Here is a 15,635-nt window from a genome sequence, read left to right as displayed (position 1 = left end):
AATATGCCCTGCGCCATGCTCGGGCGCGTCAAGTCTTCTGTGCCAAACTCCCGGTTTGGCGCACCACGCATGTGCCAAACCGCCGCCAGGGGCTGCGGCGGTCTCTGGCGCGGGGTATGAAAAAAGCCTGCGCCCGAATGCGGGTGCAGGCTTTTTTCATTTGAGCGAAGTGGCTGCTAGAAGTTGGACAGCGTCTGCTTCTTCTGTTTGGCGATCAGGAAGAAAGCGGTTGCGGCAATCGACCAACCCCAAATGGCGTGGCCCAAAATCTCGCTGAAGTGCTCTTCGAAGGGCTGGTCCCACGGCGCGGGAACGGTGCCGAAGGCAGGCATGAGCACGACGTGCCAGATGACCCAGAGAGCCAGACCGTAGATGGCGCCCTGTCCGATGCCGACCTGCTTACACTTCTGGATGAGCAGGATGAACAGGATCGAGAACACGATGGCAAAGGAGAAGTGCAGGAACAGGGTGAAGGGCATGACCGGCTGGCCGTTATAGTAGACCGTGCTGAAGATCAGGTCGTCGGGGAAGCCCAGCTGCTGGGCCATGTGCTGCGGCGGGTTGATGGCGTTGCGTTCCGGGGTGCGCGGCGGGAAGATGTTTTCCCAGCCGATTTTCACCATGCCGGAAATCATGCCGGCGATGAAGCCGTACCAGATGCTCTTGAGCACCACGGGCGCGGTGAAGATCGTCTTCTTGTCTTCGCTCATTGACGTTGGTCCTTTCGATATGTGAACGTCAGATAACGGGTTGGGAGCATAACGCTGCCAAATGGTCGAAAATATCGGCGAACGGGGTTTGCCCCATGTCTCAATTTTTTCTCCACGTTTGGTAAAACGAGGAGCGTAACGCGACAGAATGGCCTATTGAACAGGCATTACGCGTATATATAGCACCAAACGCGTTACAGCTACGCCCCACTGTATTGAGCGCTTTGAGTCGTCTCTCACCCCCTGAGGGGGGGGTAAATGCCAGGGGCCGGCCCTCTTCTCAATAGGGCCGGCCCCCCATTGGTGCGGTAAGCTTTCCCCAAAACGAGGGAGGGGCGGTTGCGATATGGCGCGCATATATATAGTAGAAGACGATTCAGCCGTGCGCGGGGAAGTGGTGACGCTGCTCGAGCGGGCGGGGCACGATGTCGTATGCGCCACTGCCTTCGATCGGGTGGCCGCCGACGCCCTTGTCTCCCAGCCTGATTTGGTGCTGCTCGATTTGGGTTTGCCCGGCACCGACGGGCTCATCGTGGCGCGCGAGTTGCGCCAGGCGTCCGACGTGCCCATCATCGTGCTCACGAGCCGCACGACCGACGTCGACGAGCTCATGAGCATGTCGATGGGCGCCGACGCCTTTATCGAAAAGCCCTACAACGGCCAGGTCCTGCTCGCCCACATCGACGCGATCTTGCGGCGCGCGGGACGGGTGGCCGCGGCGGGTCGTACGATGGAGCACGGCGGCCTCGCGCTCGACCTGTCGCGGTCGGTCGCGTCATATGAGGGCCGCGAGGTGGAACTCACCAAGAACGAGCTGCGCATCCTTGAAACCCTCATGCGCCGCGAGGGACAGGTGGTCGCGCGCGAGGAGCTCATGGAGGCCCTGTGGTCGACCGATTCCTTCGTCGACGACAACACCCTCACCGTCAACGTGAACCGCCTGCGCCAAACGCTCGCTCGCATCGGGGCGACCGATTTCGTGCGCACCTACCGCGGCCAGGGGTACGCGCTGTGAGGGCGATCGACCCGCAGCGACTGGGATTCGGCGCCTTCCTTTGCGCCCATCGCATCGCGGTCGCCTTTTGCGTCCTCTGCTGCGCTTTCGCCTGGCCGCTGCTCGGCGCCATGGGCTTGGGTGCAAGCGAGCGCCTCCTGCTCGAGATTCTGCTGGCGACCGTTTTCGTGGTCTTGCAGGCGGGCGCTTGGGCGCGCGAACGGGCTTGGATGCAGGAAGCGCGTCGTATCGCCGCCGGCGGCAAAGACGCCCTGGCCCTGGCAGCCGATACGCCCGACCTTGACGGTCTGGAAGGGGAGGCTTTCACCGCCGCCGTGCGGGCGGTGTCGGCGCAAGCCGCCCGCGAGGCGGGTTGCGCCCGCGCCGCCCAAGCCGACTATCGCGATTTCGTGGAAACCTGGGTACATGAAGTGAAGACCCCGCTCGCCGCGGCCAACCTCTTCGTAGAAAACGCGAACGACCCCTCCCTGCGGCCCCTCTCCCGCGAGCTTTCCCGTGTGGAAGCCTTTGTCGAACAGGCCCTCTTCTACGCGCGTTCGTCGTCGGTGGAAAACGACTACCTGCTGCGCACGTGCGCCCTGGGGCCCTTGGTGGCCGAAGCGGTGAAGTTGCGGGCGACCCAGCTGATCGAGGCCCACGTAGCGGTCGACATGACGGGGCTTTCCTGCGCCGACGGCACCGACGTGACGGCTCCCTGCGACGCCAAGTGGCTGACTTTCATCGTGGGCCAGCTCATCGACAACGCCGTGCGCTATAGATCCGATCCCGTTCGCGACGGTCGCACGCCGCGCATCGCCTTTTCGGCGACCGAAGAAGCGCTGGGCACGGCCGACGAGCGCGTGGTGCTCGCGGTACACGACAACGGGTGCGGCATTCCGGCGGCCGACCTGCCGCGCGTGTGCGAGCGGGGCTTCACGGGATCCAACGGCCGGGCGCGCCAGCGGTCGACGGGCATGGGCCTCTACCTGGTCGATACCCTCTGCCGCAAGATGGGGCTCGCGGTGCTGGTGGATTCCCAAGAGGGCGCCTGGACCGAGGTGCGCATCGTGCTTCCGCGCAACCGCTTTCGCGAGGGGCTCGACCCCGCGAAGGGCCAGTCTGTTCCCAGGGTGACGAAAGCGTAAGGTGGGCGTAAGGCAAATCGATGGCTCAGGACGGCCTTCCCGCGTAATTTGAAGGGCAGCACAACCTATATAAGGGAGGTACGTTCATGGCCAGACATGCGGCGGGCGCCATGCCCCACCCTGACGTTGCGGGAGCGCCCGTGCTCCAGGTGAACAACGTCGAGAAAACCTACGGAAGCAAGGGCGGCGCGACGCGTGCCTTGAACGGCGTGAGCTTCGCGGTGGAGCGCGGCGAGTTCACGGCGATCATGGGGCCTTCGGGGTCGGGCAAATCGACCCTGCTCAACTGCATCGCGACGATCGACCGCCCCACGGCGGGCTCGATCATGGTCGACGGGGCCGACACCGCCCGTCTTTCGGCCCGCAAGCTGGCCGATTTCCGCCGCGAGAAGCTTGGATTCATCTTTCAAGACGCCAATCTGCTCGATACGCTTACGGGGCGCGAGAACATCGCCCTGCCTCTATCGATCGGGCGCGTACCGGTGGACGCGCTGCAGGGGCGCGTGGAGGAAACCGCTCGGGCTCTGGGCGTGACCGACGCGCTCGACCGCTATCCCTACCAGATGTCGGGCGGCCAGCGCCAGCGTGTGGCGGCGGCGCGCGCTATCGTCACCCGCCCGGCCCTGGTGCTCGCCGACGAGCCCACCGGCGCCCTTGATTCCAAGAACACCAAGATCCTGCTCGAAAGCCTGGAAAGCCTCAATCGCGACCTGGGGTCGACCATTCTCATGGTGACCCACGACGAAGCCGCCGCCAGCTATTGCCAGCGTGTCCTTTTCATCCGCGACGGCCGCCTGTTCACACAGGTCCGCCGGGGCGACGCGAGCCGACGCGAGTTCTTCGACCAGATCATGAGTGTGGTGGCGACGATCGGGGGTGCCGACGATGCTTGCTAGGCTCGCCTTGGGGAACGTGCGCCGGTCGGCCCGCAGCTACACACTCTACTTCGTGACGCTTGCCCTGGGCGCCGCCGTGTTCTACGCCTTCAACACCGTGTCGATGCAGGCTGATTTCCTGGAGTCCAACGCGTCCGACATGCTCGAGTCGATAGGCGACGTGCTTTCGGGCGTTACCGTCTTCCTCGCCGTGGTCATGGGGTTCCTCATGGTGTACGCCAACAGCTTCCTCATGCGGCGCCGCAAGCAGGAACTGGGCCTCTACCAGGTGCTCGGCATGCGCCGCGGCCAGGTTTCGGCGATTCTCGCGATGGAAACCCTGCTCGTGGGTCTTGTGTCGTTCGCAGTGGGCATCGCTGCGGGCGTCCTGCTCTCACAGCTGCTCCTGTTCGTGACGAGCGGCCTGTTCGAAGCGACGGTATCCCATTATAAATTTTTCTTTTCGGTTGACGCCTTTCGCATGACCGCCGTCTGCTTTGCCGTGACCTTCGCGGTCATGCTCGCCCTCAACCTGGCGACCCTGCGCCGCGTGAGGTTGGTCGACCTTATGAGCGCCCGTCGCGCCAACGAGAAGAACGGGATGCGGAACCTTCCCCTGTCGTTCGCCCTGTTCGTCGCCGGTCTTGCGGCGGTGGTCGCGGCCTACGCACGCCTCACGAGCCAGGGCTTTCCCGGCTTCACCGCAGGGGCGACGCAAAACGACTTCCTTGTCACGACCGCCCTGGTCGTTGCGGGCACGGTCCTGCTCTTTTTCGGGCTTGCGGGCACGGTCACGGTCGTCTTGCAGCGGTCCGCGCGGTTCTGGTGGCGCGACCTGCACGCCTTTACGGCGCGTCAGATTGCGAGCCGCGTGAACACCACGTGCGTTTCGCTTGCGGTGGTGTCGCTCGTGCTTTTCCTGGCGCTCACCTCGGTCACGACGGGCATGGCAATCTGCACGGCCATGAACGGCCAGCTCGATAGCTACGCGCCGGTTGACGCGACCCTGAACGCTTCGAGCTTCAACGCCGACCTTTCCGATGTCAACCTTGTGGAAGCGGCCCGTATGGCGGGCGTCGACCTGAACGAAGTGGGCACCTTCGCCCAGATGCGGGTGCGCAGCACCCAGGGGCTTGCCGACGGCGGCGTGACCATGCAGTCGATGGTCGACGCGACGGGCATCGAAGCGCCGGCGGGCTACGAGAACGCCTACGCCACCACCATGGGCCTATGGGCCATGAGCCTTTCGGACTTTAACGCCCAGCGCACCCTGCTCGGGCTCGACCCGGTGAGCTTAGGGGCCGACCAGTACCTCATCGCCTGCAGGATGGATGCCGCTTCAGACTTCTACAACAAGGTCTTGGCGGCCGGGTATGCGTTCGAAGGCGCCGGCCGCACCTTCCGCCCCGCGCAGGGCGCGGTGGTCGACGATGCGTCGGCTCAGCTGGAAAACAGCGCCAATTCCACCGACACGGGCATGCTCGTGCTGCCCGACGATGTTGCCGACGGCCTGCCCACCTACGACGTACTCGTGAAGGTGCGCTATGCGAACGGCACGTCTGCGGGGGATGCGGCCCTTGCGCCGCTCACCCAAGGGCAGACGACCGACTCGGTGGGAAGCGACGCCTTCGTCGATGCGGTGAACGCGCAGGATCCGGACGCCCCGATATCTTTCGCGGTCACGCGCACGGCGGCCCTTGCCGAAGGGACGGGCGTTACGGCCCTCATCGTCTATCTGGCGCTCTACATCGGCTTCGTGCTCGTGGTGGCCTGCGCGGCGATTATGGCCGTGCAGCAGCTGTCGTCCACGTCCGATGCCGCCGGCCGCTACCGCACCCTGCACGAGCTGGGGTGTCCCGACCGCCTGATCTTCCGTTCGGTGCGCACGCAGAGCGGGCTCATGTTCGCGGCGCCCCTGGCGGTCGCCCTCGCGCATTCCATCTGCGCGCTGGCGGCGGTGCTCAAGCTCGTGGCGACGTTCGGGTACGTCGACTTAGGCCAGACGGCGGCGTTCGCCGTCGCGATCTTCATCGTGGCCTACGGCGGCTACTTCGTAGCCACCTATCGCGCCGAACACGGCATGGTGCGCCGGGCGACTGCGCGCACGCGTCGGACGGTCTAGCGAAAGCGCGCCCCGGAAGAGCGCACAATAGCGTGTTTCCTCGTCGGAGGTCGCTTTCGCCGACTGTTTCCGTCGTCCCCTTCGACCTGATGGCTGCCGAAGGGGACGACGTCGTGCGTGCGGCGTACGATTGTCGTTGAGAGAGCGCAGCGAGGAGGCGCTTCGAAGGAGAGAGAGGAGCAACATGGATGCAACGGAGCTGAGCGTGCCGGACCGCGCGCATGCCATCATCGAGGCATGCGAGGGTCAGGAAAGCGCGAATCCCGTAGAGGTCTTTTGGGCGGTCGAGTCTCTGCCGTTCGTGCGAATGCACGGTCCCGAGCACCATGTGCTCGATGGGGCCGCCTTTCTCACGGCGTTTCGCAACGCCGGGGGCGCCATCGACCTGCCCGTGGCGCTCGACGCCCTTGTAACCCGGGGTCTTACCATGCCCGGCGCCATCTGCGGGCTGTGGGGCGTGTGCGGGTCGGCGGCATCGGTGGGCGCCGCCCTTGCGATCATCGAGGGAACGGGGCCGCTTACGGACGACGCGTCGTGGGGCAGCCACATGGAGCTCACCGCGCGCATCCTGCAGGCCGAAAGCCGCATTGGCGGGCCGCGTTGCTGCAAGCGCAATGCTTTCGTGGCCCTTCAGCAGGCGGCATCCTACGCGCGAGCGCGGTTCGGCGTCGCGATGGAGAGCGGCACGATCGTCTGCCGCGATTGTGCCCGCAACGCGCAATGCTTGGGCGAGAGGTGTCCTTTCCACCCTTCGGGGAGCGAGCGTCGGACGCTAGCGTAGGAGCGGAACCGGCGCGATCGGCGGTTTTTCGGCCCACGCTTCGGAAGATGTCGGAAGAGATGCGGGGGCATCGCGAACGGTCGCGGTGCCCCCGTTCTGCGTGCGGTGTCAGCCGGTCTTGTGGGAAGGGGATGGCGAACGTTGCGAAATATGGTGGCAATATGATAACAATAAGTCCATTTATTCACACGCAACTGAATCCGCAATCGATTTTTGCTATAGTACCGCGTGGCAAACCCGTCGAAAGGCGGCGACGCAAAGCTAAAGGGCCTTCTTACGATGGCAGCCAGTTGCACTTCTTCTGACGCATACAACCTGCATGAATACCCCTTTGCCTGACGTCGGCGGTGCCCGTGATTTCAGAATTGGCAGGGGGGTGTGCAATGGGCGTATACGACTATATGGGCTGGGAAGTCTATTTCGTCATCCCCACCATCATTGCGAGCGCCATGGGCATCGTCGTCACCCTCGTTTATTTCAAGGCACAGGGCAAAACGCAGCGCGCCGTGCTCGTCGGCGAGCTCCTCCTTCTTGCGCAAGCGGTGCTGGGTCTGATTTTGATTGCGGGAGCATCCGCGGGTGCGGAAATGGGGCCCGCAGCCAACGCCGTTTGCCTGTTCGGCGTCGAGGCCATCTACGTTCTGCTCTCGTTCGTGACGTTTGTGGTCGCTGCGAGCGCGATGACCGAAGGCCGCGAGGTAACGCTGCGTACCATGCGCGCGTATGCGGTTCCCGTTCTGGTCGTGCTTGCCTGCTTGGCGATACCCGCAACGCGGGACGCGATATACGCTATCGGTCCCGACGGCACGTTCCAGGCTGGGCCTCTGCACGGGCTGCTCAGGGCTCTGGCGTGCGGGTACACCGCATGCTCGCTCGTGTGGGAATGGCGGTACCGCAGCCGGGTGCCCCGTGTGACCCATCTCACGGTGACCATGACGCTTTCCCTGTTCGCCCTGTACGCGGTCGAGTGCGTGTTCCATCTGCATATGATAACGTTCTCCCTTTCGGTGGGCTTCGCTGCCTTCGTGCTGGCCATGGGGCAGATTTACGGCGAGAGGTGGGAATCGAAAAGCGCCGAACTTCAAGAAGCCGCCAACACCGACGAGCTCACCGGCCTGCTCAACCGCCGCGGGTTCAACGACGAGGCCCATCGCCTGCTCGCCGAGCCGGGCGGCGGGGAAATCGCCATGTTCATGGCTGACCTCGACGACTTCAAGATCTTCAACGACCAGTACGTCCACAGGGTGGGCGACGCGGTGCTGAAGGATTTCGCCCAGCAGCTGAAAGGCCTGTTCGGTGACGACGCCGTGGTGGCGCGCACGGGCGGCGACGAATTCCACGTCCTGCTGAAGCCCGATAAGACCTTGCTCGCCAAGGCGCGCGAAGCCCTGCAGGGCGAGCATGCCTTCCTGTGCGAGGGGAAGACCATTCGCTATCGCGCGAGCGCCGGTTACACCCTGCATACGAAGGCAGACGCCATGCTCGACGAGCTCGTCCGCCAATCCGACTTGGCCCTCTACCATGGCAAGATCGTGCGCGACGGCACGGTGCAGGCCTATAACGAGAGCATGGAAGGCGATCTGCGCGAGCAGCTGGGCTTCACCGCGCGGGATTTGGCCCAGCTGATTCCGGCGGGGATTCTCATCTGCAAGAACGGCGAATCCCGTCGCGTGCTGTTCGCCAACGACCGCTGCTTGGACATCTTCGGCTGCAAGAGCATGGCCGACCTGGCCGCCCTGTCCGATGGCGACTACGGCAACTTGGTGCCCCAAGGCGAAATGAAACGCATCAAGGGGAAGCTGTTCAACCTCACTCCGGCCGAAAACGCTTCCTGGGTGGAGACCCACGTGCGTCGTGCAGACGGCAGCACGGTGCGCGTGTATGCCGTGGGCCACAACAGCGCCATCGAGCGCTTCGGAGACTTGCTCTGCGTTCTCATCTTCCGCGCTTAGCGCAGCTGCGCGTGCGCGAGCCGTGCGGGCGGCCGCGCGGCCCCTGCCTTCTGTCCGGGGGCTACGCCTAGGATGGGCGGCCGCCCGTCTTTCGCCGAACCTCCCCGCGCGTAGGGCACCCGGGAACTCGCATTGCGGAAAGTAACGGGTAGATAACGGCAGCATGAAATCTCAGCCACCATCGCGCAGATTCCCGCGAAAGGCTTGCGCCCGCAGGGGCAGCTGGGTATAGTCACAGTCGTTGGTTGGCACTCACCAAAAGCGAGTGCTAGCACTCGAACAAGCTGTCAATTACGCACAAGCGGTAATGAAAGGAAGGCTTTCGACTATGAATCTGAAACCGTTGGGAGACCGCGTCATCGTCAAGCAGGACGAAGCCGAAGAAACCACCGCATCGGGCCTGTTCCTCGCAAGCTCTTCTAAGGAAAAGCCGACCACCGGCGTTGTGCTGGCCGTAGGCGAAGGCAAGCACACCGACGACGGCAAGGTCATCCCCATGCCCGTCAAGGAAGGCGACCACGTGCTCTACGGCAAGTACGGCGGCACCGAGGTTGAAGTTCAGGGCGAGAAAGTCGTCATCCTGCGCGCCGACGATATCTACGCGATTCAGCAGTAGTCAGCCGCGCGACGCGGGCCCCGCGCCCGCTGAAGTAAGCATTCACCGTTTTGGAAGGAATCAACTAGCATGGCTAAAGATGTAAAGTTCGATACCGACGCTCGCGGCGAGCTCGCCGCCGGCGTGAAGAAGCTCGCCGACGCCGTTAAGGTCACCCTTGGCCCCAAGGGCCGCTACGTCGCCCTCGAAAAGTCCTATGGCGCTCCGCTCGTCACCAACGACGGCGTGACGGTTGCCAAGGAAATCGAGCTCGAGGCTCCGGTCGAAAACATGGGCGCCCAGCTTGTGCGCGAAGCCGCTGTGAAGACCAACGATGAAGCGGGCGACGGCACCACGACCGCAACCCTGCTCGCCGACGCCATCGTCACCGAAGGTCTGCGCAACGTAATCGCCGGCTCCGACGCGCTCGGCATCCGCCGCGGCGTGCAGAAGGGCGTCGACGCCGTCGTTGCCCAGATCAAGGACGACGCGATCGACATCGAAACCCAGGAACAGATCGCCAACGTCGGCACCATTTCCGCCGGCGATGCCGAAATCGGCAAGAAGATCGCCGAGGCCATGCAGGTCGTCGGCAAGGACGGCGCCATCTCCGTCGAGGACAGCCAGACCTTCGGCATCGAACTCGAGCACGTCGAGGGCATGCAGTGGAACCGCGGCTACATCAGCCCCTACATGGCCACCGACACCGACAAGATGGAAGCGAATCTGAAGGATCCCTTCATCCTGCTCACCGACCAGAAGATCTCTTCCATCCAGGATCTCGTGCCCTTGCTGGAAGGCGTTATGAAGTCCGGTCGCCCGCTGCTGATCGTCGCTGAAGACGTCGACGGCGAAGCGCTGGCCACCCTGCTGCTCAACAAGCTGCGCGGCACGCTGAACGTGGTCGCCATCAAGGCCCCCGGCTTCGGCGATCGTCGTAAGCGCATCCTCGAGGACATCGCTATCGTCACCGGCGCCCAGGTCATCGACAAGGACTTCGGCATGAATCTGGCCGATGCCACGATCGACATGCTCGGCACCGCCAAGAGCGTCAAGGTCGACAAGGACAACACCCTGATCGTCGACGGCGCGGGCGACAAGGCCGCTATCGAAGAGCGCAAAGAGCAGATTAAGGCCGAAATCGAGCGCACCGATTCCGACTTCGACCGCGAGAAGCTGCAGGAGCGCTACTCCAAGCTGTCCGGCGGCGTGGCCGTGCTCAAGGTGGGCGCTGCGACCGAATCCGAGCTCAAAGAGAAGAAGTCCCGCATCGAGGACGCCCTGCAGGCTACCCGTGCGGCCGTTGAAGAAGGCATCGTCGCCGGCGGCGGCGTGGCCCTGGTCGACGCGCTTCCCGCGCTCGATGGCGTCAAGGCCGACAACAAGGACGAGGAAATCGGCGTCGACATCGTGCGCAAGGCTCTGGTGGCCCCGATGCGCGAGATCGCCAAGAACGCCGGCTACGAAGGCTCCGTCGTGGTCGAGAAGGTCAAGGCTCTGCCCAAGGGCGAAGGCCTGAACTCCGCGACCGGCGAGTACGGCAACATGATCGAGATGGGCGTCAACGACCCGGTCAAGGTCACCCGTATCGCCCTGCAGTCCGCTGCTTCCGTGGCTACGCTGATTCTCATCACCGACTGCACCGTCAACGAGATCCCGAAGGATCCCGATCCGGCCGCTGCCGCGGCTGCCGCTGCAGGCGGAATGGGTGGCGGCATGATGTAGGCTTCGGCTTGCACCGCTCGCATTCCAAAATGTTCGAAAAGGGCTCGCGCTTCGGCGCGGGCCCTTTTTCGTGCGGTTCCCAGCGAAGGAGGGGGCGGATGCGACCGTGAATTTGCATGCCGAGAGGGACTCGGCCCGCGTATGTGGGTTGGGCGTTGCCGTTCGCCCGTATGCGCGCGTTCGCTACAATGGGGCGGACGAGAGAGAGGCGCCCATGCAACCAACCGAAACCCCGCGCGGAGCCCAGCCTGCCTGGCTGGGCTGTGATCCTATGCCTTTCGAACTCGTGCTCGAAGGCGGCGCCATGCGCAACCTCTTCACCTGCGGGGTGGTCGACTTCTTCATGGACCAGGGCCTTTTCGCTGAAGAGACGGTGGGCACGTCGGCCGGCGCCTTGTGCGGCTACAACTACGTGAGCGGGGCACCGGGCAGGCAGGCCTATATCAACCTGCGCTTCCGCAGCGATTGGCGCTTCATGGGCGTGCGGTCGAAGTTGGTCACAGGCGATCTGGTGGGGTCGCGCTTCCTGTTCGACACGGTGCCCAACGATATTTTGCAGCTCGACCATTCCTGGTTCGTGAAATCGCCCATGCGTTTGGTGTCGGTGGCGAGCGATCTTGACACGGGATGTGCCGACTACCACGTCTTCGGCCCGGGCGAGACCTACGAACGCGGCAAGGACTACCTGCTCGCTTCGTCGTCGATGCCCTTCGCCAACCGCATCGTGCGCGTCGATGGGAAACATCTGCTCGATGGCGGCGTCTGCGATGCCGTGCCCTTCCGCTGGGGGCGCGAGCGCTATGCGGGCCGGCAGGTCGTGGTGCTCACGCACGAGCGCGGGCATGTGATGCACCCGGCGCGCGTGAAGCGCTACGCCCGCCATCGCTACGGGGCGTTTCCCAATTTCGTGACAGCCTGGTGGAAGCGGCCGCATCTCTACAACCTTGCCTATTGCGAAGTCGAAGAGCTCCACGACAAAGGCGAGCTGTTCGCCATCTGGCCCGACGGGCCGCTCGACGTGTCTCTGGCCGAACGCAGCCCCGAAAAGTTGTTCGCAGCTTACGAGCGGGGGCTCGAGCAGGCGGCCAAGGCCTGGCCCGCCATCGAGCGCTTTCTCAACCTCTAGGAGCCGCATATGAACCTCATCGAAGTCACCAGCTTGGACGACCCTCGCCTCGACGTCTTCGCCCGGCTGACCGAAGCCCAGCTGCGCAACCGTCTCGAGCCTGAAAAGGGCATCTTCATCGCGGAATCGCCCAAAGTCATCGCCCGCGCCCTCGACGCGGGCCTGCAGCCGCTTTCCTACCTGATGGAGGGCAAATGGCTCGAGACGGCCGCGCCCCTCATTGACCGATCGCGTGCCGAAGATGGCGGCGAGGTGCCCGTGTTCACGGGGCCGAGCGCGGAGCTGGCCAAGCTCACGGGCTTCACGCTCACGCGCGGAGTGCTCGCCGCCTTCCGCCGGCCTGCGCTGCCGACTGTGGAAGAGCTGCTGGCGGGCGCTCGTCGGGTGGCTGTGCTCGAGGGCATCGTTGACCACACCAACGTGGGCGCGGCCTTCCGGTCGGCGGCGGCCTTGGGTATCGACGCGGTGCTCGTGACGCCTACCTGCTGCGACCCCCTCTATCGCCGGTCGGTGCGCGTGAGCATGGGCACGGTCTTCCAGGTGCCGTGGACGCGCATCGGCGAGACCGCGCGCGACTGGCCCGACGCGGGCATCGCGCGTCTGCACGCGCTCGGCTTCAAAACGGCGGCCATGGCGCTTACCGACAAGAGCGTGTCGATCAAGAACCCCGAAGTGAACGCCTGCGACAAACTGGCAATCGTTCTGGGGACCGAAGGCGACGGACTCGCGCCGCGCACGATAGCCCAGTGCGACTACACGGTGAAAATCCCTATGCGCCATCATGTCGACTCGCTCAACGTGGCCGCAGCGAGCGCCGTGGCCTTCTATCAGTTTTGCCAATAGGGAAGCGGGAAGCCGCGCGCCGGGCGGGCGTCGAACGGTTGGCCGTCGTTGCGCTTACCGGCGTTTCCCCTGATGGCATCCTCACTAGTTATTCAGTATTTCGCACTTGCGCCCCGTATGGTGCCCTTTGAGCGACGCGATGGCTTCGCGCGGGCTCCTATGATGCAGGCATTCCGTTCGCGGGAGAGCGAACACAGCTAGCGTTTGCATAGGAGAGAACTATGGCTGATTACTATGGAACCGATACCGTTGTTTCCGATTTGCGCGAAGACGGCCTGCTCATCATTCGCATTAATCGCCCTGAGGTTGCCAACGCCCTTAACGGTGTGACGAGCGACGCGATGGAAACCATCATGAACCATGCGGAAAAGGACAAGGCGGTCCGCGCGATCATCGTAACGGGCACCGGCAAGGTGTTCTGTGCCGGCGAGGACCTTTCCGAACTGTCTGCCGGCGGCGAATGCCAAACGGTGACCGAACATGGTTTCGGCGGCTTGACGGCGCGCTTGTGCAGCAAGCCCGTCATCTGCGCTTGCAATGGGTCCGCTGCGGGCGGCGGCATGGAAATCGCTATGTCGTGCGATATCGTCGTCGCTTCCGACCGCGCCAAGTTCGGCTTCACCGAAGTGGGTCTGGGCATCATCGCCTCGACGGGCGGCCTGGTGCGCATGGCGCGCGACATCAACCGCAAGGACGCCATGGAACTTCTGCTCACCGGTCGTCGCATCAAGGCTGACAAGGCTAAGGAACTCGGCATGATCAACTACGTCGTGCCCGCCGAAGAGGTGATGCCTAAGGCGATCGAGCTGGCCGAAGAGATCCTGAAGAACGCCCCGCTGGCTCTGAAGTGGACCAAGTACGTGGTGCATGCGGCCGACCAGATGTCCGAAGAGGACGCGATGCGCTACAGCGACGCCGCCTATCGCTTCCTGGAAAAGACCGAAGACGGGATCGAGGGTCCCAAGGCCTTCGTCGAAAAACGCGACCCCGTCTGGCAGGGCCGCTAGCCTTAGCATCCACTCGCTCGTGAGCGCATACACGAGTCCTCCTTGTTGTGGGGTTCCCACCCCATAAAGAAAACGGCCGAGCCCCGGTGAGCTCGGCCGTTTTCGTATGCAGACGCCGGTTGCACGCCCTCGAAGGCGCCCGCAACGAAGGAAACGGAGCGATGTCGCAGTCGCTACGAGGGCAAGGGCCAGTAGGTGGGCAGGTCGTCGCGCTTCTTGTCGGGTGAGTCCTCCTTGGCTTCGACGTCGCGGTGGGTGACGTAGTCGATGAGCTCGGCGCGCTTGTGAATGTCCATTTTCGCGTAGATGTGCTGCACGTGGGTTTGCACCGTGTAGTTGGAAATGAAGAGCTTCTTCCCGATGCTTTCGGCGGTGTAGCCGCGCACGAGCAGGCGCAGGACGTCGGTCTCGCGGTTGGACAGGTCGAATTCGCTCGAGACCGAATCGACGCGGGCGTCGAGGTCGGATTCGGTAGCGACCGGCGCGGTCATCTGCACGATGGTGGACTCGCGGCGGACGAGCGGGATGAGGACGACCACCATGAGCACCGTGCAGGCTATCGTAGCGGGGGTGAGCAGGCTCGATTCGGGGAGGACCCCTTGTTCGAACAGAATGGCGAGCCCGTTGCCCAGAAAGACGCCGAGACGGATGAAGCCGCCGGAAAACCCGAACGACAGGGCCGGGGTCGCGTAGCCTTTGGTGGCGAAAATGCCGATGTACATGAGCAGGAGCACCTCGAAGACCACCGATACGGCCAGGGCGATCAGATACGACAGGTCGAAGTAGCTCTCGTCCCCGCTGAGATAGAGCGCCGCGGCGATGGCGGCGGACACGAAGAGCCAGGGGAAGAGGCGGAAAATGCTCACTTTCGCCGTGCGCACGTATCCGTAGACGCCCAGCACGAGCAGGGACAGCCCGCCGACGATGACGCCGACGGTGAACTCGCCGTCGGAGAAGAAGATCCCCTCCCAGGGGATTATCGCGACGACGAAGTAGCAGGCGGCGCTTGCCAGACAGGAAAGGACCGACACGAACAAGGCGACGCGGAAGGCCTTTCGCCGTTCCTCCTTGGGCGCAAGGCGCGGCATGTCGCGCTCTCCCGCGCGGCTGCGGACCACCCATAGCAACCAGGCCGAAAGAAGGGGGAAGACAGCCACGAAGGCCACGTTGACCGGCTGGGGAATCGCAAGCGCTCCGATGACGGCGATGAGGATGACGGACCCCACGGCGATGGCGACCTGGCTCACGTTGTACATGGTGCGAATTGACGTGTAGTACTCGCCCCAGAGGGTCCAGAGGATGCCGCTTCCCACGGCCATGACGATGGGCGCCGCGACGGCGGTGGCGAATCCGGCGTTGGGCACGATGCCTGCGTTGAGGATCACGCCGCCCGCCGACATCATGAGGGCGGAAACCCAGATGAGGACGCTGCGGTCGAGAAGGGCGCGCTTGCGCACGAAGAAGGGTGCCGCCAGCATGGTCGCCGCCGACGTGAACAGCATTACGAGCCAGGCGATGGTGACGTCCCAGCCCATCATGCTCACGTTGCAAAAAGCGGCCGGCACGAACCAGATGCCGTAGAACCACCCCAAGAGCAAAGCGATGCCCGCATAGAGGGTGATGGCAGATTTGCGCAGGGTTTCCCTGACCGAGGCGCGCTCGGTTGCGGCGGGCAGGGCTTCGTCGGTTTCCCTGGGCGTTGCGGATGTGCGTTGGCTTGCGTTGGGCATCGAATCTCTCCCCTTCCAATGTCGAATCAA

At 63.9% G+C, this 15,635-nt stretch carries 13 protein-coding genes and 1 riboswitch; of the genes, 11 read left to right on the top strand and 2 right to left on the bottom strand.

The window, feature by feature from the left end; genetic code table 11:
* Positions 1-176: 176 nt before the first annotated feature.
* A complete protein-coding gene (locus BN3270_RS05150; protein ID WP_058986086.1) occupies positions 177-710 on the bottom strand; it encodes a YagU family protein in 534 nt (177 codons plus the stop codon).
* A 346-nt stretch (positions 711-1,056) separates the two neighbouring features.
* On the opposite strand from BN3270_RS05150, the gene BN3270_RS05145 reads away from it, so the two are divergent.
* The 11 genes from BN3270_RS05145 to BN3270_RS05095 all read left to right on the top strand — a co-directional run bounded on the left by BN3270_RS05145 (position 1,057) and on the right by BN3270_RS05095 (position 13,875).
* Positions 1,057-1,725, top strand: coding sequence for a response regulator transcription factor (locus BN3270_RS05145; RefSeq protein ID WP_058986085.1), 669 nt, complete (start codon positions 1,057-1,059; stop codon positions 1,723-1,725).
* A complete protein-coding gene (locus tag BN3270_RS05140) occupies positions 1,722-2,849 on the top strand; it encodes a sensor histidine kinase (RefSeq protein ID WP_058986084.1) in 1,128 nt (375 codons plus the stop codon). The genes BN3270_RS05145 and BN3270_RS05140 overlap by 4 nt, the downstream gene beginning before the upstream one ends.
* A gap of 86 nt (positions 2,850-2,935) precedes the next feature.
* Complete coding sequence (locus BN3270_RS05135) at positions 2,936-3,745, top strand: ABC transporter ATP-binding protein (protein ID WP_271711931.1); 810 nt, start codon at positions 2,936-2,938, stop codon at positions 3,743-3,745.
* Positions 3,735-5,846, top strand: a complete 2,112-nt coding sequence (locus BN3270_RS05130; protein ID WP_148335487.1) for an ABC transporter permease — start codon at positions 3,735-3,737, stop codon at positions 5,844-5,846. The genes BN3270_RS05135 and BN3270_RS05130 overlap by 11 nt, the downstream gene beginning before the upstream one ends.
* A 184-nt stretch (positions 5,847-6,030) precedes the next feature.
* Positions 6,031-6,627: a DUF5714 domain-containing protein gene (locus BN3270_RS05125; protein ID WP_058986082.1), complete on the top strand. Its 597-nt coding sequence runs from the start codon at positions 6,031-6,033 to the stop codon at positions 6,625-6,627.
* 220 nt (positions 6,628-6,847) lie between these two features.
* Positions 6,848-6,925, top strand: a riboswitch (cyclic di-GMP riboswitch).
* Positions 6,926-7,010: 85 nt separating this feature from the next.
* Positions 7,011-8,579 carry a GGDEF domain-containing protein gene (locus tag BN3270_RS05120; protein ID WP_058986081.1) on the top strand — a complete coding sequence of 523 codons (1,569 nt, stop codon included), beginning with the start codon at positions 7,011-7,013 and terminating at the stop codon, positions 8,577-8,579.
* Positions 8,580-8,907: 328 nt separating this feature from the next.
* Positions 8,908-9,195 carry a co-chaperone GroES gene (locus tag BN3270_RS05115; protein ID WP_058986080.1) on the top strand — a complete coding sequence of 96 codons (288 nt, stop codon included), beginning with the start codon at positions 8,908-8,910 and terminating at the stop codon, positions 9,193-9,195.
* A gap of 69 nt (positions 9,196-9,264) precedes the next feature.
* Positions 9,265-10,899 (top strand): chaperonin GroEL, encoded by a 1,635-nt coding sequence (gene groL / locus BN3270_RS05110; RefSeq protein ID WP_058986079.1) that lies wholly within the window; start codon positions 9,265-9,267, stop codon positions 10,897-10,899.
* A 214-nt stretch (positions 10,900-11,113) separates the two neighbouring features.
* Positions 11,114-12,025: a patatin-like phospholipase family protein gene (locus tag BN3270_RS05105; RefSeq protein ID WP_058986078.1), complete on the top strand. Its 912-nt coding sequence runs from the start codon at positions 11,114-11,116 to the stop codon at positions 12,023-12,025.
* Positions 12,026-12,034: 9 nt separating this feature from the next.
* Positions 12,035-12,868 (top strand): TrmH family RNA methyltransferase, encoded by an 834-nt coding sequence (locus BN3270_RS05100; RefSeq protein ID WP_058986077.1) that lies wholly within the window; start codon positions 12,035-12,037, stop codon positions 12,866-12,868.
* Between the two features lie 221 nt (positions 12,869-13,089).
* The gene (locus tag BN3270_RS05095) at positions 13,090-13,875 is read left to right on the top strand and encodes an enoyl-CoA hydratase/isomerase family protein (protein WP_058986076.1); all 786 of its coding nucleotides are present in this window, start codon (positions 13,090-13,092) and stop codon (positions 13,873-13,875) included.
* 173 nt (positions 13,876-14,048) lie between these two features.
* Here BN3270_RS05095 and BN3270_RS05090 read toward each other — a convergent pair whose 3' ends face one another.
* Positions 14,049-15,605, bottom strand: a complete 1,557-nt coding sequence (locus tag BN3270_RS05090; protein ID WP_058986075.1) for a LuxR family transcriptional regulator — start codon at positions 15,603-15,605, stop codon at positions 14,049-14,051.
* Between the last annotated feature and the right edge of the window lie 30 nt (positions 15,606-15,635).

This window comes from Hugonella massiliensis, assembly GCA_001486445.1.
GTDB lineage: Bacteria > Actinomycetota > Coriobacteriia > Coriobacteriales > Eggerthellaceae > Hugonella > Hugonella massiliensis.
Note: the sequence above shows the minus strand (reverse complement) of the source record. Positions and strands in the feature narration are given on the sequence as shown.